Below are 26,695 nucleotides of genomic sequence, written 5' to 3'. Positions count from 1 at the left end.
CTTAAGCTAATCCAGCCTGCTGCTCGAACTCCATAGGGCTCAAATATCCGATCGTCGAGTGCCGGCGTTTCGGATTGTAGAAGCGCTCAATATAATCGAAGACGTCAGCCTTGGCGTCATCCCTCGTTCGGTACACTCTGCGCGTAGTCCGCTCGGTCTTCAATGACGAGAAGAAGCTCTCCATCGCCGCGTTATCCCAGACGTTGCCTGACCGGCTCATCGAGCAGACGACGCCGTGATCGGCCATCAGCCGCTGGAACTGTTCGCTGGTGTATTGGCTGCCGCGATCGGAATGATGCAAGAGCGCGTCCGGTTTGCCCCGTCGCCAGATCGCCATCACCAGGGCGTCAGTGACGAGCTGGGCCGTCATCGCTGCGTTCATCGACCAACCAACCACACGGCGGGAGAAGAGATCGACGACAGCGGCAACATAGAGCCAACCCTCCGCTGTCCACACGTACGTGAAGTCAGCGATCCATTTGCGGTTGGGAGCGGACGCATCGAAGCTGCGGTCGAGCACGTTGGGAGCGACGGCGGCGACCTGCCGCTCACCCAGATCGGGCGGCAGTCGCCGCCGTCGTGGACGGGCTTTGAGAGCCTGTAGCCGCATCAAACGCTCGATCCGATGCAGTCCACACAACCCGCCTTCCGCCAACATGTCGTGCCACACTCGCCTCGCGCCATAGGTTCGATCGCTGGCGAGGAAACTGGCGCGAACCTTCGCGCCCAACTCCTCATCGCTCCGGCTGCGTTGGCTGCGCGGCCGTGTCAGCCAGGCATAGAACCCACCCCGCGAGACACCGAGCGCCCCGCACAACCATTCCGCCGGCCAGATCCCCCGGTGCTTCGCGATGAAGGCGAACTTCATGTTGATTCCTTCGCGAAGTAGGCCGCGGCTTTTTTTAGGATGTCCCGTTCGGCTCTCAGCTTGGCGACCTCGCGCTTGAGCTGCGCGATCTCCAACTGCTCCGGCTTCATCTGGCCCTGGCCGGGGAATGCATGCTGCGGATCGTCCGCCAGCTGCTTCACCCAATTGCGCAACTGCGTTGGATGAACGCCAAGGTCTGCTGACGCCTGCGCATACGACACGCCGCGCTCCTTGATCAGGCGTACAGCCTCAAGCTTGAACTCTCGCGTAAACTGCCGTCTCTCCATGACACACCTCCTGCTCCATAAAACACCTAACTCGGTGTCCTCGGAACCGGGTGCAGCTCAAAGATAAGGCGTGAGGCGATCACGCCACCGATACGTCGACTTAAAGTCTTCCGCGCGCTCAATAACGATGGGATCGGTCAAATCCCATTCGAGGCCTGCTCGATAAAGCCGGTATTCCTCCGGCTCTCTCTTGCGGCTCAATATCTTTGTCTTGAATTCCGAGGTTGCGTCCATCCCTGCCTGATACTCGAAACGCCTTCAACTCTAGGATGCTCACTTCCCGCGGTGCGAGCAAGAGCCTTCTGGGTCGTGAGGGTGCCATTCCCGGTTCGAAGCGGGGGGACGCTCCACCGGTTTTGTGATATCATCTATCAGCCGCCCGGCTTTGAGATGCGTCGCGGCAAGCAACGGAGCGGCGATGTCCAGACCCGTCATTTTCACGATTTCCGCCGCCTGGGACGAGGAAGCGTCGGTCTGGAGCGGGCATTGTGACGACATACCGGCCGCCGCCGACGCGCCGACCCTCGACGGATTGCTGGAAGAGATTTCCGCGATGGCGCTCGATTTGTTGCCGGACAATCATCCGGATGTTGCCCCGGAATCGCTGTTCTTGCAGATCACCGCGCTGCGCGAAGCGGGATCGGTTGCGGGCTGAATGGCACCGCAGTTCGATCGTGCGTGTATCTCCCAAAACAAAAACGGCCGGGTCTTTCGACCCAGCCGCTCAAAACTCTCTAGCCGCTAAATCAGGTTAACGAGAAGCTCAGCTCGCCTGCGCCACCGGCGCGGCAGTTGCGGCCTTCTTCTTCTGGATCGCGCGCTTCAGGTCCAGCGCGCGGGGCGACAGGTTTTCCGCCTTGGCTTTCAGGAGGAAGGTGTCGAGGCCGCCATTGTGGTCGACGGTTTTGATCGCGTTGGTCGAGACGCGCAGGCGCACGTTGCGGCCGAGCACGTCCGATATGAAGGTGACGTTGCACAGGTTCGGCAGGAACCGGCGCTTGGTCTTGATGTTCGAGTGGCTCACCTTGTGACCCACCTGCGGGCCCCTGGCCGTCAGTTCGCAGCGCCGTGACATCTCAACAAATCCTCTGCCATCCCCGGCTACAGGCAACGCTCAAGGCGGCCACGCGGGGGTCCAAAATCATGTCCATTTCCAGGAACCGCGGACGTATAGGGGGAGATGCCCGGACCGTCAAGGTTTTAAGGCCGGTTTTCGCTAGCGCCCGGGGGCCGGGACGGGCGGGTTCACAAGCGGTTCCAGCGACTTAAGCCATCATATAAAGGGCGCATTCGCCGCCGACATCTTGGGCTTCGCGTTTCGACCCTTGTTCTGGCCGGGTCACGCCGGCCGCACAGGCTTTTGAAGTTACGCTTTTCGCCCAATGCGCGTTGTTTGCCGGATATTTTTGCTTAAATGAAGCCCGATCGCGCCAATACCAGGACCGCAAGTCAGTGACACGCCGCGCCATTTCGCCCCGATGGGTGTTTTTCTGCCTGTGCGCCGGCGCATTCCTGTCGCAGGCCGCGCCTGCGTCGGCGCAGGGGCGGCTGGATGCCCAGTACGAGGCGTCGCTGTCGGGAATCCCGGTCGGCAAGGGCTCCTGGACCATCGAAATCGGCGACGACAGTTTTTCCGCGGCCGCCCAGGGCGCCACCGCGGGGCTCTTGAAGGCGTTTTCCGGCGGCAGCGGCTCAGGCGCCTCCCAGGGCAGAATCGTCAACGGCGCGCTGGTCTCCTCCGCCTATACCGCCACCACCACGACCTCGAAAAAGTCCGAAACCATCCGCCTGGCGCTGGTGAACGGCAATATCAAGGAATTTTCGATCGAGCCGGAGCCGCCGGTCGATCCCGACCGCATCGTCGTCACCGACGCACATCGCAAAAACGTCTACGATCCGATGACGGGCTCGATGCTGCGGGTGCCCGGCACCGCGGATCTGATGAGCCCGGACACCTGCCGCACCGCCGCCGGCATCTTTGACGGCCGGCTGCGCTACGATTTGAAACTCGATTTCAAGCGCATGGAAATGGTCAAGGCCGAGCGCGGCTATCATGGCCCGGCGATCGTCTGCTCGATCTATTTCACGCCGGTCGCGGGCTATATCCCCGACCGCCCGGTGATCAAATATCTCGCCAGCCAGCGCAATATCGAGATCGCCTTCGTGCCGATCGCCGGCACCCGCGTGCTGGTCCCGTTCCGGCTGACGATCCCGACCCCGTTCGGCCCCGCGATGCTGGAAGCCACAAGTTTCGTGACCACCGCCGCCCCGCCGCGGGTGGCGAAGACGCAGTAGGGTCTCTTCCCTTCTCCCCTTGTGGGAGAAGGTGGCAGCCGGTCCAAACCGGCTACATAGGTAACACAATAGACCGGCGACATGGGTAACAGGTCAAGTGATCGGCAGGGAGGGCCTTGCCGATGGTTTGGATGGAGACCTGTGCGGTGGACGAGCGGATGCGCTTTGTGATTGCGGCGGAGGAGCACGAGGAGTCGTTTGCGGCGGTATGCCGGCGGTTCGGCGTGAGCCGAAGGGTCGGATACAAGTGGCTTGAGCGTTATCAGGAAGCCGGTGTTGAGGGTCTGTGGGACCGCCCACGTGCGCCGCTGCATCATCCCCAGGCGATTGGCGAGGAGATCGCCGAACGCTGCCTTGCGGTGCGGCGGGCGCATCCGAGTTGGGGACCCCGGAAGGTTCTGGCTTTTCTGGAACGTCGGGCGCCGGCGCTCGAATGGCCTGCGGCGAGCACGATCGGAGCCTTGTTCGACCGCCAGGGATTGACGGTAAAGCGGAAGCTGCGCCGCCGCAGCCCGCCCTCGAGCGCACCGTTTGCGGAATGCACGGCAGCCAACGAGGTGTGGTGCATCGACTTCAAGGGCTGGTTCATGACGGGGGACGGCAAATGCTGCGAACCGCTGACGCTGACCGATGCCCATAGCCGGTATCTGCTGCGCTGCCAGGCGATGACGCGTACCGATACCGCGCACGTCTGGCCGGTCGTGGAGGCCGCCTTCCGCGAGTTCGGCCTGCCGCATCGGCTGCGTTCCGACAACGGTCCGCCCTTTGCGTCGCGCGGTGCCGGCGGGCTTTCGCAACTGTCGGTCAAGGTGATCAAGGCGGGCGTGCTGCCGGAGCGGATTGCGCCCGGCAAACCGCAGCAGAATGGCCGCCACGAGCGGATGCATCTGACGCTGTTGCAGGACACCGCCAGTCCACCGGCGCACAGCCTGCGCGAGCAGCTCAAGCGCTTGCGGAACTTCCAGCGCATCTACAACGAACAGCGTCCGCACGAGTCGCTCGACGATGACACGCCGGCCGATCACTATACCTCCTCGCCGCGCCGCTTCGACGGCGTCTTGCGCGAGCCGGAATACGGTGACTGCGAAGTGCGGCGGGTGCGTCATAACGGCGAGATCAAATGGCAGGGCCAAACGATCTACATCAGCGGGGCCTTGATCGGCGAGCCGGTCGGCCTCTGCGAACACGATGCCGCTGGATGGACGGTCTGCTACGGCCCGATCGTGCTCGGCACGATCGCCCACCGCGACGACCGCCTGCGAAAACCCAAACAGGCCTGTGGACTTGTGGACGATGCAAGAGCATCGCCCACAGGGTCCACAGCCACAAAAACAGCAGACCTGAACGAAACGAGAATTGTGTTACCTATGTCGTCGGGCTGAACTGTTACCTATGTCGTCGGTTGCAGAAGCCGAAGGCTGCCGGATGAGGGGTCTCTCACCGCGCATTCGGTGTCCGCGGAGACAGACCCCTCACCCGTCACGAACGCGCTCCGCGCGTCCGTGCCGCCCTCTCCCAATCGAAGTCGGATCTATCCGACTTCGATAGTTAAAATGCCCAACTCGGGTAAACCCGAGTTGGGTGGGAGAGGGGAAGTGACGCCGACCGAGAGAGAGTGAAGTAGGCCCCGACTCCGCGCTTGACTCTTGTCGCCTTCTGATTCGACTCCGACGCCTCCTGGACTTTAAGGATTCCGCCGGAAAACCGCCGCTTGTGAAGCGCCAGGAAACTTGATCTAGTGCCGCACCATTAGCGCCAACGCGAGATGTTGCGGTGAACGAAGCCGGTTCCGGGAAGAGTCAGCGATTCGGGCGCGATTCGTTCCGGACTCGTTCCAGAGCTTAAGCCGCGACCCAGATGCGTCGCAAAGTGAGACAAAATCGGCGCAATTGGTGCCAACCGAAAAAAGAGCTCAGGTTTTTCCCGTCATTGCGAGCGCAGCGAAGCAATCCATAGTTCCACAAAGAAAGAATGGATTGCTTCGTCGCTTCGCTCCTCGCAATGACGATTGACCTCCGCTACAAGAAACACCTGAAAAATATGGCTTTCTCTTACTCGTCTACGTTCGGCCACGAACGGTCAAATGAACGGGCCCCCGGCGCCGGCGTTACCGCTGTGCTGGGACCAACCAATACCGGCAAGACCCATCTCGCGATCGAGCGGATGCTGGCGCATTCCTCGGGCGTCATCGGCCTGCCGCTGCGCCTGCTCGCGCGCGAGGTCTATAACAAGATCGCCGCGCGCGCCGGCGCGGAATCCGTGGCGCTGATCACCGGCGAGGAGAAGATCAAGCCGAAGAATCCGCGCTACTGGGTTTCCACCGTGGAAGCGATGCCGCGGGATATCGACGTCTCGTTCCTCGCCGTCGACGAAGTCCAGATCGCCGCCGATCTCGAGCGCGGGCATGTCTTCACCGACCGCATCCTGCATCGCCGCGGGCGCGACGAGACGCTGCTGCTGGGGGCTGCGACCATGCGCCCGATCATCGAGCGGCTGCTGCCGGGCGCGTCCATCGTCACGCGTCCGCGGCTGTCGCAGCTCGAGTTCGCCGGCGACCGCAAGATCACGCGCCAGCCGCGAAGAACCGCGATCGTCGCGTTCTCCGCCGATGAAGTCTACGCGATCGCCGAGTTGATCCGCCGCCAGCATGGCGGTGCCGCGGTGGTGCTGGGCTCGCTGAGCCCGCGCACGCGGAACGCGCAGGTGTCGATGTTCCAGAACGGCGACGTCGATTATCTCGTCGCCACCGACGCCGTCGGCATGGGGCTGAACCTCGACGTCGATCACGTCGCGTTTGCTTCCGACCGCAAATATGACGGCTACCAGTTCCGCCGCCTCAATCCGTCCGAATTCGCGCAGATCGCCGGCCGCGCCGGCCGCGCGACGCGCAACGGCACCTTCGGCACCACCGGGCGCTGCGCGCCGTTCGAGCCGGAACTGGTCAACGCGCTGCAGAACCACACGTTCGACAGCGTCAAAATGCTGCAATGGCGCAACTCGAAACTGGACTTCTCCTCGCTGGGCGCACTGCAGGTGTCGCTGGCGCTGACGCCCAACCATGAGGTGCTGACGCGGGCGCCGATCGCCGAAGATTTGCGCGTGCTCGATCACGCGGCCCGCGACGGCGACGTCCGCGACATGGCCCATGGCGCCGCCGCCGTGGAACGGCTGTGGGACGCCTGCCAGATCCCGGACTACCGCAAGATCGCGCCCGCGGCCCATGCCGAACTCGTGACCAATTTGTACGGGTTTTTGATGAAAAAGGGCCGGATTCCGGATGCATGGTTTGCCGCCCAGGTCGAGCAGGCCGACCGGATTGACGGCGATATCGACACGCTGTCGGGCCGGATCGCGCAAATCCGCACCTGGACCTTCGTCGCCAACCGGCCGGACTGGCTGTCCGATCCCGATCACTGGCAGGGGATCGCGCGCGAGGTCGAAAATAAATTGTCCGATGCACTGCACGAACGGCTCACGGAGCGTTTCGTTGACCGCCGTACCAGTGTATTGATGCGCCGCCTGCGGGAGAACAGCGTTTTGAATACGGAAATTGGCAAGACCGGCGAAGTGACCGTTGAGGGCCACGTGATTGGCCGGCTCGATGGATTCACCTTTGCACCTGATGCAGCCGAAGCCGGCTCGGATGCGAAAGCGTTGCAGGCCACGGCGCTGAAAGCGCTCGCCGGCGAGATCGATGCGCGCGCCGAAAAGCTTAGCGCGGCCCCCGACGATCAGTTCGTGCTGACCTCGGACGGCACCATCCGCTGGACCGGCGATGCGGTGGCCAAGCTTGTCGCCGCCGACGACGCGCTGCATCCGCGGCTGCGCATCATTTCCGACGAGCGCCTGAACGGCGCGCCGCGCGAAGCGGTGCAGACGCGGCTCGATCTGTGGCTGAAGACGCATATCGAAAAGCTCTTGGGGCCGCTGTTCGGTCTCGCCAAGGCCGAGGACATCACGGGGATCGCGCGCGGCATCGCGTTCCAATTGATCGAGGCGCTCGGCGTTTTGGAGCGCACCAAAATCTCGGCCGAGATGAAGGATCTCGATCAGGCCTCGCGCGCGACGTTACGCAAATACGGCGTGCGGTTCGGAGCCTATCACATCTATTTCCCCGGGCTGTTGAAGCCCGCGGCGCGTTCGCTGGCCTCGCTGCTGTGGGCCGAGAAGCAGGACAATGTCGACATGTCGCTGCTGTCGAATGCGCAGCATCTGGCCTCCAGCGGCCGGACCTCGTTCCCGGTCGACAAGGCTTTGCCGCGCGACGCCTATCGCGTGCTCGGCTATCGCCAGTGCGGCGAACGCGCGGTGCGCGTCGATATTCTGGAGCGGCTCGCCGATCTCATTCGGCCGGCGCTGGCCTGGCGCGAGAGTTCGCCGGGCGAAAAGCCCACCGGCGCGTTCGACGGCCGCGGTTTTGTCGTCACGCAAGCGATGACCTCGCTGACCGGATCGGCCGGCGAAGATTTCGCCTCGATCTTGCGCGCGCTCGGCTATCGCATGGACAAGCGCCCGCCGCTGCCGCCGAAGCCGGTCGTGGTGGAAGAAGCGCCTGCCGCGGAGACGGCACCGGCTGAAGCCGTCGCCGAGGCGCCAGTTGACGCCACGTCCGAAACGCCAGTCGAACAAGCCGCCGCCGAGCTGCCGGTCTCCGGCGATCCCACGCCGTCGGCGGCGCTGCTGCCCGAAATCACGCTCCTGCCCGCCGCGAGCGAAGAGGCGCCCGCCGTTGAAGCAGCGCCGGAGCCCGTTGAAGCTGCCGCCGAACCTGTCGCTCCGGTAGAAGCACCAGTGGCTGAAGCGCCGCAGGAAGCGGCCGCTGCCGAGCCGATAACCGGATCTGAAACAACCGAGCCGGTCGCCGAGACCGCACCGGCCGAAGCCGCTGCTGCCGAGGCTGCGCCGGAACCGCCCGTGGCGCCCGAACTGATCGAAGTCTGGCGTCCCGGCGGCCGTTCCGAAGAACGCCGTCCGCCGCGTCACGATCGCAACCGCCCGCGGCATCAGGGCCGTCAGGAACGGGCGCCGGAAGGCGCGCAGCCCGCAGCCGCTGCGGCCGAAGGCGGCGAGGGCGCAAAGCCGGAACGTCACCGCCACGGACGGCGCGACCGCCACCGCGATTTCCGAAAGCCCCGCGAAGGCGCGCCGGCCGAGGCCGTTGCCGCGACGCCGGCAACCGAGGGCGCACCGGCCGTCGAGCCGCGTCCGGATCAGGCGCGTCCGCCGCGCGAGCGTTTTGAAGGCAAGGGCAGGGACCGCGACAACAATCGCGACAACGACCGCAACAAGGGCAAGTTCGGCGGCGATCGCAACAAGGACCGCGACCGCGGCGGCCGCGACAAGGGCCGCGATTTCGGTGGCCGCGACAAGGGCGGCAAGGGCGGCCGCGACAGCGGCCCGTCGCATCGCCAATACGCCACCAGCGCCGCACCTCGCGAGCGCGACCGGCCGATCGATCCGAATTCGCCGTTTGCAAAACTGGCGGCATTGAAAGAGCAGCTCGCGGGGAATCGCAAGGAGTAGCGTTTTCGAGCGAAGTGGGTACCGGTTCGCGTGAAGAAAACGCGTCAAAATAAATAAGGACTAATCTGTTTCGAAGTAGGTCTATTTGGAGCGCCAGCGTCTCGATAAGTGGTTGTGGCATGCGCGGGTGGTGAGGGCCCGCTCCAGCGCCGCCGCGCTGGTCGAGGCCGGTCATGTCCGCATCAACGGCGTGCGCGAAACAGCCCCCGGCCATGCGGTGAAAATCGGCGACGTGCTGACGATCGGGCTCGACAACAGCGTACGCATCCTGAAGGTCGCCGGATTTTCCGAGCGGCGCGGCGATGCGACCGCCGCGCGCGTGCTCTACGAGGATTTGCAGGGCCGCCGGGAATGACTATCTGGGGGCGATGAAACGCGCTTATCCGCGTTCGGCTTCCCTTGCGGCAGCGCACTAGCTGCGCTACGCAAACCCCGAGAAATTGATCCCGTTCGGAGTCCTGGATGACTTACGTCGTCACTGAAGCCTGCATCAAATGCAAATATACCGACTGCGTTGAAGTCTGCCCCGTCGACTGCTTCTACGAGGGCGAGAACATGCTGGTCATCCACCCCGACGAATGCATCGACTGCGGCGTCTGCGAACCTGAATGCCCGGCGGATGCCATCAAGCCGGATACCGAACCGGGGCTGGAGAAGTGGCTCGAGGTCAATACCGAGTACGCCAAGGCCTGGCCGAACATCACCCAGAAGAAGGAATCCCCGCCCGACGCGAAGGATTTCGAGGGCATGGAAGGCAAGTTCGAGAAATATTTTTCCAAGGAACCCGGCACCGGCGACTGATTCGGTGACGGCCTGCAACGGCGAGTTGAGACCGTTTCGGACCTATTAAGGCCCGCCGATTTAACCCTGTTGGCGGTCTTATGACGGAAAGCTCCCTGTATGCGCCCGGAATCGGGCGTAAATCATTGATTTTTGCGGAAAATGTGCTATATTGGGCACATTACAAGCCGAACCCGGCCATGCGTACCTGTGGTCCCCTTGGGTTCCCGTAAAACTCGAACAGGGGCGTGGCAGTTTCCGCGCGCAGGCTGTGTCACAGAAAACGCGTAAAAAGAGTGTTTCCAAGAGTTCGAAGAAAGTCGCTGCGGTCAGCCGCAGCGCAACCAAAGGCCGTGCCAAGGCGCCCGTGAAGGAAGCCAAGAGGGCAGCGGCCACAAAGTCCTCGAAAAACAAAAGAAGCGCAATGCCAGACAAGACTGCCAAAACTGCCGCGAAAGCGACGGGTTCGAAGACCACTGCTTCGAAGGTCGCCCCCAAGATCGCCCCTAAAGCCGCTGCCCCTAAGGCGATCGCCCATAAAGCCGCGGCGCCTGCGCCGAAGGCTGCCGTCGTCGCTGCGAAGCCTGCCGCCAAGCCGGTGGCTGCAGCACCCCGGGTCGAAGAGCCGAAGAAGGTTCTGACCCAGCGTCAGGGCTTCAAGACCAATGAATTCGTGGTCTATCCCGCTCACGGTGTCGGCCAGATCCTGGCGATCGAGGAGCAGGAGATCGCGGGCGCCAAGCTTGAGCTGTTCGTGATCAATTTCATGAAGGACAAGATGACGCTGCGGGTGCCGACCGCCAAGGTCGCCAATGTCGGCATGCGCAAGCTGTCGGATCCGTCGCTGGTCAAGAAGGCGCTGGAGACCCTCAAGGGCCGTGCCCGCGTCAAGCGCACGATGTGGTCGCGCCGGGCGCAGGAATACGAAGCCAAGATCAATTCCGGCGATATCGTTGCGATCGCCGAAGTGGTGCGCGATCTCTATCGCTCCGAATCGCAGCCCGAGCAGTCCTACAGCGAACGCCAGTTGTACGAAGCGGCGCTCGACCGGCTGTCGCGCGAAATCGCCGTCGTGCAGCATTCGACCGAGACCGAAGCGGTCAAGGAAATCGAAAGCCAGCTCGCCAAGAGCCCGCGGCGCGGCGCCAAGACCGAAACCGAAGGTAGCGCCGACGGTGAAGCCGACGAGGCAGACACGGAAGCCGACGGTGACGACGCCGCCGTGGCGGACGAAGCCGCGTAAGGTTTTCACGAATTGGAATTGAAAAGCCCGGTCGAGAGACCGGGCTTTTTGTTTTTTGCGAACGAGCGAAATCTATCAACGCGTCGTCCCCGCCTGGTGCGCAATTGCGCACGGGAGCCGGGACCCACAACCACAAATGGTTGTTGTTAGGCCCCGCTGTGGCTATTGGCGAGCTGACTTTTCCCTGCCGACCCTGGGCGGTTCGAGCATGACCTCCTTCAAGTGATCACCACTGGCGATGACGACCACGAAGTTGAGTTTGCCATCCTGCTTCATCAGACCTCCGGCAAGGGCGCTTCCCCCGGCAGCTTTCTCGGCGATGCGTACGGCGTCCGACAGCTCTTGCTCAACTGACTTCAGAGCAATGACGTTACCCAGATCCTGTCGGTCTAGTTCCCTCAGCGATGACGAAATTTCTTTTTCTGTAACGCTTCCGGTGTTCGCATCAATGACATTCTCCCAAATTCGCTCATTTCTTACCGTCCGCACCCGATAAATGGCCGGACCGGATATCTCAAAGCTAACGTCCGCGGTCCTTGAACCGCTATGTAAATGCTCGGCGATCGCTACCGCCTGACTGAGCGACATTTTTATTGCGCGAAATTGCTCGAGCAAGCGACGAAGCACGACCTCCTCGGCATCGCCTCGCGCGGCTACGCCTCTATTTGCAGCGTCCAAAGGTGAGTGGGTGACATCGGCTTTCGCGCCCGTAGCGGCAAGCGTGGCGGACAAAACGACAATTGCTAGCAATCGCTTCTTCGACATGAGGTAAATCCAGTGTGGCTGTCTGTGAAAACTGACAGGTGGCTTATTGGTCACCGGCTCTTCGGCCCGATGTGGACGGCATGCATTGCTTCCGTTTTGATTCCAGATGGACCTTGGCGTCGAGTTGGCGGCGCTTGTCCCGCCAGTCGCATGGAATGTAGTTCATGGTTTTCGGGTCAATCGCGAATGAGCCATCAGGTGGCGCGCACTGTGCGCTATTCGACCGGGTAAAGCTGGACGCCTCTGCGCACGAGCTCCGACTCAACTACGTTGAATGCGCATTCAACGGGCACGAGCCAGATCCTGACCGAATAGATGATGCAATCGCGAGCTAGGAGAAGGGCTGACGTCATGGAGTGACCCTCCGGCGCTGGGCTTGTTGCGTGATCGGCACCGCCTCTCGATCGACGAACGCGTGCAGCCCGGCAAGCAAGGATATCGTAACGCCCAGCAGCAAGCTCAGGCCCACGAGGAACAGAGCCACGACCAGGTTCAGGAATGCGAGTGCAAGCCCCGGCCCCGGATTTTCTTTTGCAACCGACCACAAAAGTGTTGACATTTTTCACCTCATAAATATACTATACCGTATATTTCATATACATCCCGATCCCCGGGGTGTGTCAAGAGCGAAGACTCACAAGCGCGTGTTCGGGCTGTTCAAATGGCGGGGACTTTGGAGCGTAAGGCTGCGCTCCCCTGGCGAACGCGGGTGCCTCAACTGCAGAAGGGATTCGATATGTTCAAGTACACATTGGTCGTCATGCTGGCAGCTTTGTTCGCCAACGGCACTGTCTTAGCGCAGGAGAACCGCGGCACTCCCGAGCAGAGGGCCGCATGTGCGCCTGATGCCTTCCGGCTATGCGCCAGCTACATCCCTGACGCCGAGAATGTGGAGGCTTGTCTCAGGCAAAGAAAGTCAGACCTCAGCGATGCTTGCAGAGCCGTCTTCGATCACGCTGCGGGAACTGCTTCGGTCAAGACCATAGGATCGCTCCGGTACCGCGGCGCAAGAGATGAGGAATGATCGCATGAACACGATGTATGCTCCCGCTTTCGCCGCGTTCGGAGGCTCGGCCTTCGGAGCGATCTCTACGATCGTAACAGGATGGGTGAGTCGGCGCCGCAGGCTTCGCGAGCGCCACTATGCCCGGTCGATCTCCAAGCGCGAGCGGCTCTATCGAAGCTTCATCGAGGAAGCCTCCCGACTCTACGCCGACGCGCTCGTCAGCGACAAATCCGAGATTCCGCAACTGGTCAATCTGTATGCGCTCATCGGGCGGATGAGGATTCTGTCCAGCGATCAAGTGGTTCAAGCGGCGGAGCGGGCAGGGCGCGTGATCATCGAAACCTTCCTGTCGCCGAACCGCGAACTCGTCGATTTACCTGAGTTCATGGAGGAAATGGATCCCTTGCGTCACTTCGGCGAAGCCTGCCGACGTGAATTGCATTCGACCCCATCTCGCTGAGGTCGTTGCGGATCAAGGCGGCTACCGTTAGGCCCACTTTTGACGAGATGATGGATTTCTGCGCAAGCGCGCTGCATCATCTGCCGTGGGGTCAGTCGATCGACCTGGCCGCCGAGTTATGTGCCAAAGCCGGGGCGCAAGGATAGCGAGCGGGGTCTGGGTGGGCTGATTCAGGGCCTCCAGTCTGCCTCGCAAGCCGCGAGAAAGAAATTGACCCGTTCGTGCAAGAACGTCGGCAGCTCTTTTCTGAGATCTTTCAGTTCCTCGCCCATCAGAGATCTCATAAGCATCGGAAGCAGAATGAGATCCATGAACATCTGCGCGGTCGCAACGCTCCGCTTTGCGCTGAATGGCCCTTTTGATGAGCGCGCGATCCTCTGCGTTGCCTCGTTCAAGAGTTGAGAAACTGCCCCAGCCGCGCGGTCGCGCGCCGCGTCGTGAACATTTCGGCTTAACTCGGGAAATCGCCGCGACTCGGCGATCGTCGCGCGCGTGAGGTCCAACGTGTCCTCGACGAATCTCTCCACGATCTCGATGCCGAGATTGGTGAGCTTTTCCTGGATGGTGCGGCCTGCCGGCGTGAACCCCGCGAAATCTGTCAATCCGTTGATGGTCCGGGCCACAACAGCTACGAACAGCGCTTCCTTGCCGGGGAAATAGGCATAGATGGTCGGTTTGCTCGCAGGGGCCAACTCGGAGATATCGTCGATGCTGGCACTCCGAAATCCTTTCTCGAGAAAGAGCTGCTGGGCTGCATCGAGAATCCGCGCCTGGGCGTCGCTGGCAAGGTCCTTTGGCGGCCTGCCACGTTTCGGGCTTTTGTCCTTCGCCATCATCGTCTCCAAGCTCAAGTTTGTGCGCGCATAGATCCCGCTTGACATGCTCAGAAAGAAAATGCAATAAAAAGAAAATATACCGTATAGTGTATTTATGAGGTCGCAGACTGGCTTGGATTGCAGGGCCTGCGACAGCTCATCCGGATGAACGGCCGCCGCTCGCCGGCACAACCTGAGGAGATCGTCGTGACTGTGTGCAGGCCGGATTCGCCAATTGTGGAGCAGGGCATTCTGCTGCGCGAATTGAATCACCGGATCAATAGTGGGCTCGCCTCCGCGATCAACCTGGTCTCGGCCGCGGCCGTCCGGGTCGAGGGGCGTGAGGCCAAGCGTGCCTTAAGCGACGTGGTCGACCTGTTGCATGGTTATGCCGATGTGCAACAGGCGCTCGCAATGCCCAAGGGCAAGGCGCTGATCGACGCCGCGACATCCATCCGCATGATGGGGTGCGCCATGCGCCGTTCGTTGCTGGATCGAATGAATATCCGGCTGGTCCTCGCGACCGAATCTCTTCCGCTCGAATCAGAGCGATGCCGACGGCTCGGATTGATCGTTCACGGGCTCGTAACCAATGCCGCGAAGTATGCGTGCTTCGAGGCGCGGTCCGGAGAGATCAGGGTCAAATTGACACGGACCGGCGGGCTGGTGAATTGCGTCGTCCTGGACAATGGGTCGCGGTCGGCACGGGGCGCCGCTGGGCGCGGACTTCGGCTCAGCAACGACCTTGCCAAGGATCTGCGCGGCCGGGTCGAGCACGGCTCCGGCAATGAATTCACGTCCGTCGTTCTCTCGTTTCCGCTGTCAGAGCGTGAGCGGCAGGCGAACTGTGCGACCGCGAAGCGTCGCATCATACGGTCGCCTCGCCGGCTAAGCGTCCGCCCGTCCAACGCCGCGACGCTTTACACAGGAGCAAGCTCTCCTGATTGGAACAGCCGCCCCGTTGCAACACGACCGGATCAAAATCCGGCTCGCGAAGCCCAACCGGTTTCTGTGCGTCCAGCGGCGGATGTGCTGGGCGAGTTGTTGTCACCCCGCCACCGCATGGACCTGCTATGAACCATCATGCTGCGAACCAGACCGAAATCGATAAAACTGCTCGCAAATGCAAGCTGAGGCGGCCCGGTAGCCTCGTGGTGGCGCTTGTCGCACTTGCGCTGAGTGGCTGCAATGATCATGCCGCTGCTCCCATCACACACGCCGCTATCGTGCGCACGGAGATCGTGCAGCCGCGCGACCGACAAGCCTCCGTCACCCTCACTGGCGAAATCCAGGCCCGGTTTCGCGCCGACCTCTCGTTCCGCGTCAGCGGACGTGTGGTCGCGCGCTATATCGATGTTGGCGCCCGCGTCCAGGCTGGCGAAGTCCTGGCTTTGCTTGATCCCGCCGAGCAGCAGGCCGACGTCGATGCCGCAACTGCGGCGGTGCTGGCCGGAGAATCTCAGCTACGCGTGGCCAGGGCGACCTTCGAACGGCAAAAGGCGCTGATCGCCAGCGGTTTCACCACGCGGACGGTCTACGATCAGGCGCAGGAGGGATTGCGAACCGCAGAAGGTGCCCTTGAAGCAGCAAAAGCGGAGCTCGGAACGTCGAAAGACGCGCTTGGTTATACCGCGCTGCGCGCCGAAGCGGCAGGCGTGGTCACCGCGCGCAATTTGGAAGTCGGCCAGGTCGTACAGGCCGCGCAGCCGGTTTTCTCCCTGGCGCAGGACGGGGAGCGGGATGCCGTGTTCGACATCTACGAATCCCTCTTGTTTGGCGATCTCGACGATAGCCGCGTATCGCTGGTGCTTGTCTCCGACGCAGGCGCGACGGCGAGCGGGCATGTCAGGGAAGTCTCGCCCGCGATTGACGCGAAGCGCGCGACCATCCGCGTCAAGGTTGCCATCCAGGATCCATCGGCAGCGATGACGCTTGGAAGCGCCATTGCAGGAACCGTCAAATCGAAAGCCCAGCAGCAGATCGCATTGCCCTGGAGTGCATTGGCGGCGGCAGGATCGAAGCCCGCGGTTTGGACCGTCGATCCGGCGACTAAAACGGCTGCGCTCAAGCCGGTGACGATCGGCGGTTATGAAGCCCGTGAAGTGCTGATCAAGGCGGGCCTCAAGCCGGGCGAGCGCGTCGTGATCGATGGCGGCAAGCTGCTGAGCGTTGGGCAGGCCGTGACATATGAGGAAGACCCGTCATGAAGAGGCGCACGATGATTGCGACCGGCACGTTTGTATCCGCGCTGGTGCTGGCTGGATGTCAGCAGGACGCGAAAGCACCCGAGCCTGTACGACCCGTACTGTCGATGGTCCTTGAGCCGAGCCGCACGGACGGCATCGTCGCCGTCGGCGTCGTTGAGCCGCAATACAAGACCGATCTCGCGTTCCGCGTCTTGGGACGTCTGACCGGCCGTCCGGTCTCCGTTGGTGACCTCGTCAGCGAAGGACAAACTGTCGGTGTCATCGATCCCACGGCTCTGGAGCTTGCGGTACGCTCTGCCAGGGCTGAGCTGACGAAGGCCGAAGCGCAGTTGGCGACCGCAACGGCGACGGAGGAGCGGCAGCGAACTCTTATCACAACTGACGCTACCACAAAGCAGACACTGGACAGTGCCGAGCAGGCGCGGGCCGGCGCCGCCGCGTCGGTGGCGCATGCACAGGCGAACTTGATCAAGGCCATCGAGCAACGGGGCTATGCCCAGATCAAGGTCGATTTCGCCGGCGTCGTCACTTCGGTGGGCGCAGAAGTCGGACAGGTGGTCTCTCCCGGCCAAAATGTCGTGACAGTTGCAAGGCCCGATATCAGGGAGGCGGTAGTCGATATCGGGGAGGATTTCCCGGTGCCGCTTGAAATTGACCTGCCATTCAGGGTCGGCCTACAGCTGCTCCCTGCGATTCAGGTCGAAGGCAAGATTCGCGAGATCGCCCCGCAGGCAGATCCCATGACGCGCCTACGGCGAGTCCGCATCGCCCTGAACAATCCCCCTGAAAGCTTCCGCTTGGGCACGACCGTTACGGCGAAGCTCGGAATAGCGCAAAGTCCGAGATTGCGCGTTCCCGCCTCAGCGGTGCTCGCCAAGGATGGCGCAAATTTCGTCTGGGTCGTGGATCAGCCTACGAGCACCGTATCGCTGCACAAGGTCGCTCTCGCCGGTGACCCGGCAGGTGCCCGCGTCTCCGATGGGCTTTATCCCGGCGTGCGCATCGTGACCGCCGGAATCCACAGCCTCAAGCCAGGACAGCAAGTCCGTATCGAACAGGATCAGACGCCATGAAGTCATTCAACCTTTCCGACTGGGCGCTCCGCCATCGTTCGCTCGTCTGGTATTTCATGATCGCCTTCATGGCGGCGGGCCTCTTTGCCTACCTTCAGCTTGGTCGTCAGGAGGATCCCGACTTCACCATCAAGACCATGGTGATCCAGGCGCAGTGGCCGGGCGCATCGCCCGAAGAAATGACGCGCCAGGTCACCGACAGGATCGAAAAGAAGCTCGAGGAGCTGGAATCGCTCGACTACACCAAGAGCGTGACGGTCGCGGGCCAGACCACCGTATTCGTCTATCTGCGGGATGCGACGAAGGCGGCTGACGTCAAGCCGACCTGGGTCCGCGTCCGCAACATGATCGCGGATATCAAGGGCGAATTCCCGCAAGGCGTCATCGGGCCGGGCTTCAACGATCGCTTCGGCGACGTGTTCGGTAACATCTACGCCTTCACCAGCGACGGCTTGACCCAGCGTCAGCTGCGCGACGAGGTCGAGGACGTCCGTGCCAAGGTCTTGACCGTGCCGGATGTGGGTAAGGTCGACATTCTGGGTACGCAGGACGAGGTGATTTACCTCGAATTCTCCACCCGGAAGATCGCGGCCCTTGGCCTCGACGTCCACTCGATCATGGCCTCCCTGCAGGGACAAAACGCGGTCGCCCCGTCCGGGGTGTTCCAGGACGGGCCCGAGCGAATCAGTGTGCGGGTGAACGGCCGGTTCACGTCGGAGGCAAGCCTGAACGCGGTCAATCTCCGGATCAACGACCGCTTCTTTCCGCTCACTGACGTCGCGACCATCACGCGCGGTTATGCCGATCCGGCCAAGACCTTGTTCAGGTACAACGGCCAGCCTGCAATCGGGCTTGCCATCGGCATGAAGTCCGGCGCAAACCTGCTTCACTTCGGCGAGGCGCTGAAAGAGCAAATGACGAAGGTCATTGCCGACCTCCCGATCGGCGTCGGCGTTCACCTGGTCGCCGATCAGCCGGTCGTCGTCGAGCATGCGGTGTCGGGCTTCACCGAAGCGCTGTTTGAGGCCGTGGTTATTGTTCTCGCCATCAGCTTTCTCAGCTTGGGCATGCGCGCCGGGCTTGTCGTCGCAATTGCGATCCCGCTGGTTCTCGCCATTACCTTCGTGGTGATGAACTATGCCGGCATTTCATTGCAGAGAATTTCGCTGGGCGCATTGATCATCGCGCTCGGCCTTCTGGTCGATGACGCCATGATTGCCGTCGAAATGATGGTGGCCCGACTGGAGGTCGGAGATCCCCTCGAAAAGGCGGCGACCCACGTCTATACGTCGACCGCATTTCCCATGCTGACGGGCACGCTGGTCACCGTCGCAGGCTTCATCCCGATTGGGCTGAACAGCAGTAATGCCGGCGAATTTACCTTCACCCTGTTCGTGGTGATTGCGGTCTCTCTGATCGTGTCGTGGATCGTCGCGGTGCTGTTCACGCCGCTGCTCGGCGTCACCATTCTGCCCGCAAAGATGAAGGGCCACCATGAGGAGAAGGGCCGGCTGGCGCAGATGTTCGCCCGCCTGCTGCTCTTCTGCATGCATCACCGTTGGATCACCGTCGGCGTGACGGTTGCGGCCTTCTTCGTCGCGTTGTTCGGCATGACTTTCGTGCAGCAGCAGTTCTTTCCCTCGTCGGATCGTGACGAGCTGGTGATCGACTGGAATCTGCCGCAAAACGCCTCGATTGCAGACACCAATGCGCAGATGGCGCGCTTCGAGCGCGAACAGCTGCAGGGCAATGGCTCTGTGGAGCATTGGTCGACCTATGTCGGCACCGGCGCGCCGCGGTTTGTGCTGTCGTTCGACGTGCAGACGGCCAATGCATGGTTTGGCCAGCAAGTAGTTGTGACCAGGGGCGGCATAAAGGCGCGCGATCTCGTCAAGGCGCAATTCGAGGAATATCTGAGGAAGACGTTTCCAGGCACCGACACCTACGTCAAATTGCTTGAGGTCGGCCCACCCGTGGGACGTCCCGTGCAATACCGCGTGAGCGGACCAGATATCGCGAAGGTCAGAGATCTTTCGCAGGCACTCGCTGGCATCGTCCGGAGCAACCCCGGTCTCGGCAATGTCGTGTTCGACTGGATGGAGCCTGCGCGCGTCGTCAAGGTCGACGTTCTCCAGGACAAGGCGCGCCAGCTCGGCGTGACGTCGGAAGACATCGCCACGGCCGTGAACTCGGTGCTCGAGGGCACCCCGATCACACAGGTTCGCGACAGCATCTATCTCGTCAATGTCACCGGACGCGCTACGACGGCGGAGCGCGCCTCGATCGACACGCTGCGCGATCTGCAGTTAACCGGGCTCAGCGGGCAGTCGGTGCCGCTCGGGGCCGTGGCCAATCTGCGCTACGAAATCGAGCAGCCGACGATCTGGCGCCGCGCGCGGATTCCTACGGTCACGCTGAAGGCTGGCGTCGTCACCAACGTCCAGCCGAAGACAATCATGGACCAGTTGGCGCCGAGGGTGGCGGAGTTCGCCAAAGAATTGCCGTCAGGTTATTCTGTGGCGATCAGTGGCTCCGTCGAGGAGAGCGCCAAGAGCCAGGCGCCGATCGTGGCGGTCGTTCCGCTCATGCTTTTTGTCATGGCCACGGTCCTGATGGTTCAGCTGCAAAGCTTCCATCGGCTGTTTCTGGTGTTTGCGGTCGCGCCGCTCGCCGTGATCGGCGTCGTCATGGCCATGCTGCCGAGCGGCTCGCCGCTTGGGTTCGTTGGCATCCTCGGCGTCCTGGCACTGATCGGTATTCTGGTCCGAAACTCCGTGATCCTGATCGTGCAGATCGAGGATCTGAGGAAGGAGGGGCGCCCGGCCTGGGATGCCGTTGTGGAAGCGACCGAGCATCGCATGCGGCCGATCCTGCTGACGGCGGCCGCTGCAAGTCTCGCGCTGATTCCGATCGCGCGCGAGATTTTCTGGGGCCCGATGGCCTACGCGATGATGGGCGGCATCATCGTCGGCACGCTGCTGACGCTCCTGTTCCTGCCGGCGCTCTATGTGGCGTGGTTCCGGATCCACCCTGTCCACGACGATTGCTGGCCAACCCCTGAGGCTGTGGACTTGACGCAACATCCCCCGCCGTCGGAGCGCGTATCCGCGCAGAACGAGCCGGCGCCGGTTCTTGAGACGCAATTCTAGGAAACGGAAAACACGATGGCCCGGAAGACACTCTTGACGCTGTCCGTGAGTGTGACAATCACAACTATCTCGATGGTGCCAACCGCGGCGTTTGCGCAATTCTCTCCTGACCCGCCTCCGGCGCACGGGGCGGGGACGTGGCTCGTGACAGGCGCGACGAGGATTGCCGATAGCCTCGAATAGGAATGATCGCGACCCCAGATGAGATGCGAGCTTCGGGCGAGGTGTTCGGCTGGCGCGACTAACAACCGTTCATCGATTGCATCTCGGGGAGATCCGGCGACCGAGAGGTCGCCGGATCTCCCTTCTATGGTTCTCCGGTCGGCGCGGACCGGGAACGGTTACGCGGCGCGGATGAGACCGAGTTGCTGCAAGGCGGTGACACCATCGTCGAGGCCGATTTCCTCGATGATTTTTCTGTCCTTGAGCTTCAGCACGGTGGTGCCAGTGAATTTCATCTTGCGGCCGGTATTGGCCGGCAAGGATCCCACCAGGAAGTCGCTGAATGCGGGTCCCGTATGCGTTCCGCCGCCTTCCCAGCGGCCGACGACGTAGTCACCTTCCGCGATAAGATCCGCAGCACCCCAGAAGTTCAGATCAGGGAACGCCTTTCGGAAGTCCGTCATGAACGCCTTGATGTCTTCCCGGCCTCGGCGCGGTTCGTGGAGCGAATACTGCAGGAGCATGTCGGGCGCAGCGAGTTCATCGACAATTCCGAGGTCGCAAGTCTTGCCCCAGAAATCCGTGAACCACCGGCCAACAATGGCCTTGTTATCTTCTTCCTTCGACACGATCACTCTCCTTTTGTGTGCTTGGTTGCTGTCCGCCATGAGTGGACGTTTTCAGGGTAGATCTGGATGATGGTTGTTGAACTCCGGTTGTTGTCGGTAAATCGAAACTCGCCGGCGGACGCTCGGCAGGCTTCGGTCAACGGACATCTAAATCAGGTCGCAACTTCCTTGTTGATTAGCGCCTGCTTGCGTTCGATGCCCCAGCGATAGCCCGCCATCGATCCACTGCTGCCCATGACGCGATGACAGGGGATTGCCAGGGCGATCGGGTTCTCAGCGCAGGCCTGAGCGATCGCTCGCAGCGATTTGGGTCCGCTCACACGGCGGGCGAGTTGTGCGTAGGTGAGGGGCTTTCCGATGGCAATCGTGCGAAGCGCATCCCAAACACGACGCTGGAATGGCGTGCCGCGAATATCGAGGTCAAGTTCGAGCGGATTGCGGGGGACAGCGATGAATTGCAGAATCTTGGTCAGGTCAGCGCGAAGCCGGCGGTCGTTCGAGACAATCCGGCTGCCCGGGAAGCTTGCAGCCAGATCCTGCTCCACCTCTTCGGCCGTCGAGCCAAACAGGATTGCGCAAACGCCGGTTGGGCTGCGCGCGACAAGAACCTTCCCAGGAACTTTCCCAAGGGCGCAGTCGCCGACTGCGAACTCGATTTCGTGCGCGGCGACGCTCTTGAATGATGCGGTCTCTCGGGACGCGAGATCGGTGACGATCAGATTCATAGGTCTAACTCCGGTGGTTTTGTTCCGCCGATGACCCTACGAACGCGGCCGTGTCAGCTCACCCCGGTTTTCGCTTTCATATTGAAGATGTCGGTTACGTTGCGCAGAAGGCGGATTGCGAACGCGCCAAACGGTGTCCGCAGGACTAAAGGCTGCGCGCCGCCTCGCGCGTAAGCAAGGCCTGCTTGCGCTCGACACCCCACGCGTAGCCCGAGAGCGACCCGTCGTTCCGCACCACCCGGTGACACGGGATGGCGACCGCGAGGTCGTTCGCGGCGCAGGCGCCGGCGACCGCGCGCACTGCGTGGGGAGAGCCGATCCGCCGCGCGATTTCCGTGTAGGAGACGGTCTGACCGATCGGGACTCCCTGGAGCGCCTGCCACACCCGCCGCTGGAACGCGGTGCCGCGAACGTCAAGCGGCAGATCGAGACCTATCCGAGGGGCTTCAATGAAGCCGATAACATGGGCCACAAGGGCTTCGTAGTTCCTGTCGGCGCCGATCAGGCGGGCCTTGGGAAAGCGATCCTGCAGTTGGCACACCAATTCACTCGGGTCGTCGCCGAGAAGAATGGAGGCTACTCCCTTCTTGCTCGACGCGACCAGGATGGTGCCGAGCGATGTCTCACCGACAGCAAAACGAATTTCCTCGTTGGCGCCACCGGCGCGATATTGGGACGGCGTCATGCCGAGCATGCCGGTGGATTTCTCGTAAAAGCGACCGCTGGAGTTGAAGCCGGCGTCGTAGATCGCCTCCGTAACGCTATTGCCACTTGCCAAGCTTTCACGGACCTTCGATGCGCGATTGGCCGCAGCATAATCCTTCGGCGTCAAACCAGTGACCGCTTTGAAGCGGCGATGGAAATAGCTCGGACTGAGGCCAACCGCCGTTGCCAGATCGGTCAAAGACGGCTCCTCCTCACTTTTCTCGATCAGCCGGCAGGCACGCGCGACGATGGCGACGTTCTCCGCCTCAACCGAAAGTCCGTCCGGATTGCACCGCTTGCACGGCCGAAAGCCCGTCGCCTTGGCCTCCTCGAAGGTGTCATGAAGCAGGACGTTCTTGGGATTGGCGATCCGGGACGGGCAGGATGGCCGACAGTAAACGCCAGTTGTCAAAACAGAGTACCAAAGATGACCATCAGCCGTCCGGTCGCGGGCGACAATGCGCGCCCACCGCGGATCATTGACCACGACAGCTTGGTTCTGCCTTTGGTGCTCCTCGTGGATCATGGTCATGTTCGCTCTCATCGCGTGGGTGAGGGAGATCATCATCAAGCCGTTGGCGGCCTGCTCTACTCCGGGTCCTGTCTTCACATTGCCGATGGCGAGGCTCTCGGCCCACCCGATTTCCGAAGACATCGTCCGGACCCGGTTTCTTTAGATTCGAGGGTAAGAATCGAAGTTCTGCTGTTCGGTCGATCATTATGGTCGCTGCGAAAGCACACGCGATTGCGGAGAACATCATGAAGCTCGTGAGATTCGACAGCGGAAAAACGGGCCTGATGGTCCAACTCGCCGCAGGTCCACACGTCATCGACGTCATCGGGAGTCTGGGTGTGCTCTCGCCGGACGATCCTATTTCGCAAGGCATTCTCAACGGCATCCTGAAAGACAAAGGAAGCTGGGCTCCGTTGATCGCGCACTGGGAGCAGGCGCGAGTTGGGTTGCGACGACTGGCATCGTTGGCGTTAGCGAATCCCGACCGACCGCATCTGGTCATTTGCCGTGCTGACGAAGTCAGCCCGGTGCTGCTTTTGAGGAATCCAGGAGGCATTGTCAGCCTTGACATCGTGGAGTCGAGCGAAGTCGCGCAAGACCCGACGGGGCGCGAGGCGATGGAGCGGCAATTTGGGGTTCCGTCATCTGCTGATACGCAGGTGACTTCAGTAATTCCATTCCCGGACAAGATACGGAGTGTGGAGATATCTCTCCCGCTTCAGGGTTCATGATCGTGGTGCAGCGTTTTCGGAGACCGGATCATGACGACGTTTTTGGATTTTCACGCGTTCGCGGCGGCACGTGGCGACGGGCTCCACCCGAAACTACGGCTGCTTTTCGAGCGCGCGGCAACGTCTCCCGTTTTTGACGTCGCCATTAGGCTCGACGGCCTCCTGCAGTCAGGGCCAGATCTGGTTTCTGAAACTGCGCGGGATCGCGTAAACGTGTCGATCTTTCCGCCAATCTGAGTCCCGCGGATGGACGAGCCCCGATCGCCGCAATCGAACCCGGGCGCGGCCCCATCCCGAACCGGTGGAGGGCCAGCACTGCCTCGGCCTTTGCGTAACTGCTCATGGCAACGCCCTGAAGGATGCGAGGCTACGGCGCCGGGCACACGCTGCCGCGCAGAGCCTCGTAAGTTGTTACCTACTGTCGTGCTACGGATTGTAGCAGTTGACTTGTCGATGCAAGTACCGATTGAGTGACGATGGCGGCGCCGGGCAGGGCAGGTCTGCAGCGTGCTGCTCGCCCGTGCCGGCGACGTGATCGAATGAGAGGGGCGACGTCAGCTATCGCACCTTTGGGACCCGCCGACGGGCTTTCGAAATTGTCTGCTTTTCGGCGAAGACCGGAAGTCCTCGCGGCGCGGTCAGAACGACGAGAGTGACCCATTTCAGACATCCGACACTTGGACCTATGCCGAAAAATTGCTTACGGTTGGCTTGAGAGCACTGGGAGCAGGATTGGCAATGAAGCGACGAGAGTTCATTACGCTTGTCGGCGGCGCGGCGGCATGGCCGTTGGCGGCACGCGCGCAGCGGTCTACGGGCATGCCGAGTGTTGGTGTGTTGATGACGGTCGCAGAAGGCGACCCCGAGAGCCATGCACGCATCATGGCGTTTAGCCAGGGATTGGCGGGCCTCGGCTGGAAGCAGGGCGAAAATGTCCGCGTCGAATACCGGTGGTCGGCCAGCAACAGCGAACTCATTCGGCAATATGCCAGGGAGCTGGTATCGCTCGCGCCCGATGTAATTCTCGCCAATGGTACGCCAGCAGTCGCGGAACTGAAAAAAATCACCAGTTCGATTCCGATCGTCTGCGCGCTGGTACAGGATCCGGTAGGCCTCGGCCTCGTGAAAAGCCTGTCGCATCCGGGGGGCAACATTACCGGCTTCACTTTCGTCAATCCGGAACTGATCGGAAAGTGGATTGGACTTCTCAGGGACGTAAAGCCGCACATCACCCGAGCGGCGCTGATGTTCAATCCAAAGACCACTCCTTTTTTTTATGATTTTCTCCGTGAAATCGAAGTCACGCGCCAACCGGCGGGAATCGAACTCGTCGCAACGCCGGTCGGCACGCCCGATGAGATAGAATCGACTATCAACGTTCTGAGCAAACAGCCGGGCAGCAGTCTGATCATCCCGCCCGACCCGTTCAATGTCGCTCACATCAAGGGGATCGCTCAGTTCGCCGTACAAACCCGGTTGCCTGCTGTCTCGGTCTATCGGCCGTTCGCCGTCGAAGGCGGGCTCATGACGTATGGGCCGGACGCGCCGGACATCTTCCGTCGATCCGCCGCCTATGTGGACCGCATCCTTAAAGGCGCGAACCCGGCCGAGCTTCCGATACAACAGCCGACAAAGTTCCAACTCATCGTTAATCTCAAGACCGCGCAGTCGTTCGGGTTGACCGTGCCGCCGACGTTGATCGCGACCGCCGACGAGGTGATCGAATAGTTCTGTTGTTTTGCTGCGGTGCATGGGTCCGTTGTTGGCACCAAACAGACCAACCGTGCCGGTCTGGTAATGTCCGTTCCTCGGGGTAGACCGGAAGTGGCGCTTCAAGGCTGTCAGGACCGTTTTTGACCCAGAATGGACCTCACACTCGATCCCATCCAATGCGAACTTGAATAGAATCTGCGCGCATGAAATGCGGCTCCTGATCACACCGCGCAGATTAATTGCGAGCCGTATCTGCGAAGCCGTCGCCGATGTAATGAGCCCGCCTCATGCTCTGGAACTAAGTGAGGGTTCACCATGCTCGTGACGAACTTCGGCTGCTTGCCGCATTTGGGACAGGACAGGGATGGTTGATTTTGCCAGCGGCTCGACCTTTGACTGAGGCGGCAAATGGGTTGCGTGAGTTTGGATTTCATGGCAGCTACAAGGTGGTTTAATTTTGAACCAAACAAGAAACGACTGGATCACCTCTTCAATACCGGGGAGAAGCAGCTGAATCGAACGTTCGGCAGCGGATGCGGCGTGAACGGCCGCAGCAAGCGGGTGTTTGTTGCGGCGCACGTAACCAAGAGGCGTAGCGCCTTTTTAAACAGGAGTTTAATTTATGAAGCGTATTATGATTGCTTGCGGAGCCCTAGCAGCACTCGCTGTGCCAGCTCTCGCTGGTGCACCCGCCCCTAAAAACGTTCCTGACAACGGGACGTTCGGCACGGACCGGGCAGTATGGGCTGGTGTGGATCCGTCATTCGGGGCGACAATCGCCGCTCGGGGAGGTTCAAACTCCATCACCAACCTCGAATGGATGAACGTAATGGACAATAAGTCCACCGGCAGAGCGTTGGACAATAACCCGCACACCTGCACGGACCTAGGTCAACTTTTAGGTTGCTGATACGCAGCAAAGGGAGGTCATCATTCGGTGACCTCCCACTTCTTTATTTTGGAAAATATTTCCGACGTTTTGCTACGGGGGATGGACCATCCGAGAGAGGAATGGAGCAAGCCTCTTTTGCGACGTCATGCACAA

Annotated in this window: 21 protein-coding genes and 1 pseudogene; 14 read left to right on the top strand and 8 right to left on the bottom strand. The window is 61.5% G+C overall.

The window, feature by feature from the left end:
• Position 1: 1 nt before the first annotated feature.
• Positions 2 to 1,155 (bottom strand): IS3 family transposase gene (locus tag NL528_RS43845; RefSeq protein ID WP_309177055.1). Its coding sequence is split into 2 segments (ribosomal slippage): positions 2 to 897 and positions 897 to 1,155, totalling 1,155 coding nucleotides; the frame shifts between segments, so codons are not numbered across the junction.
• 418 nt (positions 1,156 to 1,573) lie between these two features.
• On the opposite strand from NL528_RS43845, the gene NL528_RS43840 reads away from it, so the two are divergent.
• Positions 1,574 to 1,810, top strand: a complete 237-nt coding sequence (locus tag NL528_RS43840; protein ID WP_309180541.1) for a DUF1902 domain-containing protein — start codon at positions 1,574 to 1,576, stop codon at positions 1,808 to 1,810.
• 108 nt (positions 1,811 to 1,918) lie between these two features.
• Here NL528_RS43840 and rpmB read toward each other — a convergent pair whose 3' ends face one another.
• Complete coding sequence (gene rpmB, locus NL528_RS43835; RefSeq protein ID WP_309180539.1) at positions 1,919 to 2,230, bottom strand: 50S ribosomal protein L28; 312 nt, start codon at positions 2,228 to 2,230, stop codon at positions 1,919 to 1,921.
• A 419-nt stretch (positions 2,231 to 2,649) separates the two neighbouring features.
• Between rpmB and NL528_RS43830 the strand changes: the two genes are divergently transcribed.
• The 6 genes and pseudogenes from NL528_RS43830 (at position 2,650) to NL528_RS43805 (ending at position 10,996) form a co-directional block, all read left to right on the top strand.
• Positions 2,650 to 3,450, top strand: coding sequence for a DUF3108 domain-containing protein (locus tag NL528_RS43830; protein ID WP_309185269.1), 801 nt, complete (start codon positions 2,650 to 2,652; stop codon positions 3,448 to 3,450).
• 122 nt (positions 3,451 to 3,572) lie between these two features.
• A pseudogene (locus NL528_RS43825) lies at positions 3,573 to 4,688 on the top strand (integrase core domain-containing protein); the annotation flags it as partial.
• Between the two features lie 802 nt (positions 4,689 to 5,490).
• Positions 5,491 to 8,973 carry a helicase-related protein gene (locus NL528_RS43820; RefSeq protein WP_309185267.1) on the top strand — a complete coding sequence of 1,161 codons (3,483 nt, stop codon included), beginning with the start codon at positions 5,491 to 5,493 and terminating at the stop codon, positions 8,971 to 8,973.
• A gap of 85 nt (positions 8,974 to 9,058) precedes the next feature.
• Positions 9,059 to 9,328: an RNA-binding S4 domain-containing protein gene (locus NL528_RS43815; RefSeq protein WP_309180537.1), complete on the top strand. Its 270-nt coding sequence runs from the start codon at positions 9,059 to 9,061 to the stop codon at positions 9,326 to 9,328.
• A 107-nt stretch (positions 9,329 to 9,435) separates the two neighbouring features.
• Complete coding sequence (fdxA, locus tag NL528_RS43810; RefSeq protein WP_309180536.1) at positions 9,436 to 9,774, top strand: ferredoxin FdxA; 339 nt, start codon at positions 9,436 to 9,438, stop codon at positions 9,772 to 9,774.
• A 403-nt stretch (positions 9,775 to 10,177) separates the two neighbouring features.
• Complete coding sequence (locus NL528_RS43805; protein WP_309180535.1) at positions 10,178 to 10,996, top strand: CarD family transcriptional regulator; 819 nt, start codon at positions 10,178 to 10,180, stop codon at positions 10,994 to 10,996.
• Between the two features lie 162 nt (positions 10,997 to 11,158).
• Here the strand turns inward: NL528_RS43805 and NL528_RS43800 are convergent, their stop codons facing one another.
• Both NL528_RS43800 and NL528_RS43795 read right to left on the bottom strand, forming a co-directional pair.
• On the bottom strand, positions 11,159 to 11,761 hold the full coding sequence (locus tag NL528_RS43800; RefSeq protein ID WP_309180534.1) for a PepSY domain-containing protein: 603 nt from the start codon (positions 11,759 to 11,761) through the stop codon (positions 11,159 to 11,161).
• 349 nt (positions 11,762 to 12,110) lie between these two features.
• Positions 12,111 to 12,320 carry a hypothetical protein gene (locus NL528_RS43795; protein WP_309180533.1) on the bottom strand — a complete coding sequence of 70 codons (210 nt, stop codon included), beginning with the start codon at positions 12,318 to 12,320 and terminating at the stop codon, positions 12,111 to 12,113.
• 469 nt (positions 12,321 to 12,789) lie between these two features.
• Here NL528_RS43795 and NL528_RS43790 point away from each other — a divergent pair, with 469 nt between their 5' ends.
• A complete protein-coding gene (locus NL528_RS43790; RefSeq protein WP_309180532.1) occupies positions 12,790 to 13,227 on the top strand; it encodes a hypothetical protein in 438 nt (145 codons plus the stop codon).
• Positions 13,228 to 13,397: 170 nt separating this feature from the next.
• Here NL528_RS43790 and NL528_RS43785 read toward each other — a convergent pair whose 3' ends face one another.
• The gene (locus NL528_RS43785) at positions 13,398 to 14,060 is read right to left on the bottom strand and encodes a TetR/AcrR family transcriptional regulator (RefSeq protein ID WP_309180531.1); all 663 of its coding nucleotides are present in this window, start codon (positions 14,058 to 14,060) and stop codon (positions 13,398 to 13,400) included.
• Between the two features lie 147 nt (positions 14,061 to 14,207).
• Between NL528_RS43785 and NL528_RS43780 the strand changes: the two genes are divergently transcribed.
• From NL528_RS43780 to NL528_RS43765, 4 genes are read left to right on the top strand one after another with little or no spacing between them, the layout of a single operon-like run.
• A complete protein-coding gene (locus NL528_RS43780) occupies positions 14,208 to 15,119 on the top strand; it encodes a sensor histidine kinase (RefSeq protein WP_309180529.1) in 912 nt (303 codons plus the stop codon).
• Complete coding sequence (locus NL528_RS43775; protein ID WP_309180528.1) at positions 15,116 to 16,249, top strand: efflux RND transporter periplasmic adaptor subunit; 1,134 nt, start codon at positions 15,116 to 15,118, stop codon at positions 16,247 to 16,249. Before NL528_RS43780 ends, NL528_RS43775 begins: the two co-directional genes overlap by 4 nt.
• An 11-nt stretch (positions 16,250 to 16,260) precedes the next feature.
• Positions 16,261 to 17,322 carry an efflux RND transporter periplasmic adaptor subunit gene (locus NL528_RS43770; protein WP_309180526.1) on the top strand — a complete coding sequence of 354 codons (1,062 nt, stop codon included), beginning with the start codon at positions 16,261 to 16,263 and terminating at the stop codon, positions 17,320 to 17,322.
• On the top strand, positions 17,319 to 20,471 hold the full coding sequence (locus tag NL528_RS43765; protein WP_309180525.1) for an efflux RND transporter permease subunit: 3,153 nt from the start codon (positions 17,319 to 17,321) through the stop codon (positions 20,469 to 20,471). The genes NL528_RS43770 and NL528_RS43765 overlap by 4 nt, the downstream gene beginning before the upstream one ends.
• 341 nt (positions 20,472 to 20,812) lie before the next feature.
• Here the strand turns inward: NL528_RS43765 and NL528_RS43760 are convergent, their stop codons facing one another.
• The 3 genes from NL528_RS43760 to ada all read right to left on the bottom strand — a co-directional run bounded on the left by NL528_RS43760 (position 20,813) and on the right by ada (position 23,218).
• Positions 20,813 to 21,262 (bottom strand): ester cyclase, encoded by a 450-nt coding sequence (locus tag NL528_RS43760; protein ID WP_309185264.1) that lies wholly within the window; start codon positions 21,260 to 21,262, stop codon positions 20,813 to 20,815.
• A gap of 152 nt (positions 21,263 to 21,414) precedes the next feature.
• Positions 21,415 to 21,987, bottom strand: coding sequence for a methylated-DNA--[protein]-cysteine S-methyltransferase (locus tag NL528_RS43755; protein WP_309180524.1), 573 nt, complete (start codon positions 21,985 to 21,987; stop codon positions 21,415 to 21,417).
• A 145-nt stretch (positions 21,988 to 22,132) separates the two neighbouring features.
• Complete coding sequence (gene ada / locus NL528_RS43750) at positions 22,133 to 23,218, bottom strand: bifunctional DNA-binding transcriptional regulator/O6-methylguanine-DNA methyltransferase Ada (protein ID WP_375144113.1); 1,086 nt, start codon at positions 23,216 to 23,218, stop codon at positions 22,133 to 22,135.
• 233 nt (positions 23,219 to 23,451) lie between these two features.
• Between ada and NL528_RS43745 the strand changes: the two genes are divergently transcribed.
• Together NL528_RS43745 and NL528_RS43740 are read left to right on the top strand one after the other, a co-directional pair.
• Complete coding sequence (locus tag NL528_RS43745) at positions 23,452 to 23,937, top strand: hypothetical protein (protein ID WP_309180521.1); 486 nt, start codon at positions 23,452 to 23,454, stop codon at positions 23,935 to 23,937.
• Positions 23,938 to 24,675: 738 nt separating this feature from the next.
• Positions 24,676 to 25,665, top strand: a complete 990-nt coding sequence (locus tag NL528_RS43740; protein ID WP_309180520.1) for an ABC transporter substrate-binding protein — start codon at positions 24,676 to 24,678, stop codon at positions 25,663 to 25,665.
• The last annotated feature ends 1,030 nt before the right edge of the window (positions 25,666 to 26,695 follow it).

The sequence above is a fragment of the Bradyrhizobium sp. Ash2021 genome (genome assembly GCF_031202265.1).
GTDB lineage: Bacteria > Pseudomonadota > Alphaproteobacteria > Rhizobiales > Xanthobacteraceae > Bradyrhizobium.
This window is presented reverse-complemented; position numbering and strand designations above follow the sequence as displayed.

Bases quoted from the DNA above. Each gene is read 5' to 3' on its own strand.
- NL528_RS43840 (WP_309180541.1), top strand. From the start codon at position 1,574: ATGTCCAGACCCGTCATTTTCACGATTTCCGCCGCCTGGGACGAGGAA.
- rpmB (WP_309180539.1), bottom strand. From the start codon at position 2,230: ATGTCACGGCGCTGCGAACTGACGGCCAGGGGCCCGCAGGTGGGTCAC.
- NL528_RS43820 (WP_309185267.1), top strand. From the start codon at position 5,491: ATGGCTTTCTCTTACTCGTCTACGTTCGGCCACGAACGGTCAAATGAA.
- fdxA (WP_309180536.1), top strand. From the start codon at position 9,436: ATGACTTACGTCGTCACTGAAGCCTGCATCAAATGCAAATATACCGAC.
- NL528_RS43805 (WP_309180535.1), top strand. From the start codon at position 10,178: ATGCCAGACAAGACTGCCAAAACTGCCGCGAAAGCGACGGGTTCGAAG.
- NL528_RS43800 (WP_309180534.1), bottom strand. From the start codon at position 11,761: ATGTCGAAGAAGCGATTGCTAGCAATTGTCGTTTTGTCCGCCACGCTT.
- NL528_RS43795 (WP_309180533.1), bottom strand. From the start codon at position 12,320: ATGTCAACACTTTTGTGGTCGGTTGCAAAAGAAAATCCGGGGCCGGGG.
- NL528_RS43790 (WP_309180532.1), top strand. From the start codon at position 12,790: ATGAACACGATGTATGCTCCCGCTTTCGCCGCGTTCGGAGGCTCGGCC.
- NL528_RS43785 (WP_309180531.1), bottom strand. From the start codon at position 14,060: ATGGCGAAGGACAAAAGCCCGAAACGTGGCAGGCCGCCAAAGGACCTT.
- NL528_RS43780 (WP_309180529.1), top strand. From the start codon at position 14,208: ATGAACGGCCGCCGCTCGCCGGCACAACCTGAGGAGATCGTCGTGACT.
- NL528_RS43775 (WP_309180528.1), top strand. From the start codon at position 15,116: ATGAACCATCATGCTGCGAACCAGACCGAAATCGATAAAACTGCTCGC.
- NL528_RS43770 (WP_309180526.1), top strand. From the start codon at position 16,261: ATGATTGCGACCGGCACGTTTGTATCCGCGCTGGTGCTGGCTGGATGT.
- NL528_RS43765 (WP_309180525.1), top strand. From the start codon at position 17,319: ATGAAGTCATTCAACCTTTCCGACTGGGCGCTCCGCCATCGTTCGCTC.
- NL528_RS43755 (WP_309180524.1), bottom strand. From the start codon at position 21,987: ATGAATCTGATCGTCACCGATCTCGCGTCCCGAGAGACCGCATCATTC.
- ada (WP_375144113.1), bottom strand. From the start codon at position 23,218: ATGATCCACGAGGAGCACCAAAGGCAGAACCAAGCTGTCGTGGTCAAT.
- NL528_RS43745 (WP_309180521.1), top strand. From the start codon at position 23,452: ATGAAGCTCGTGAGATTCGACAGCGGAAAAACGGGCCTGATGGTCCAA.
- NL528_RS43740 (WP_309180520.1), top strand. From the start codon at position 24,676: ATGAAGCGACGAGAGTTCATTACGCTTGTCGGCGGCGCGGCGGCATGG.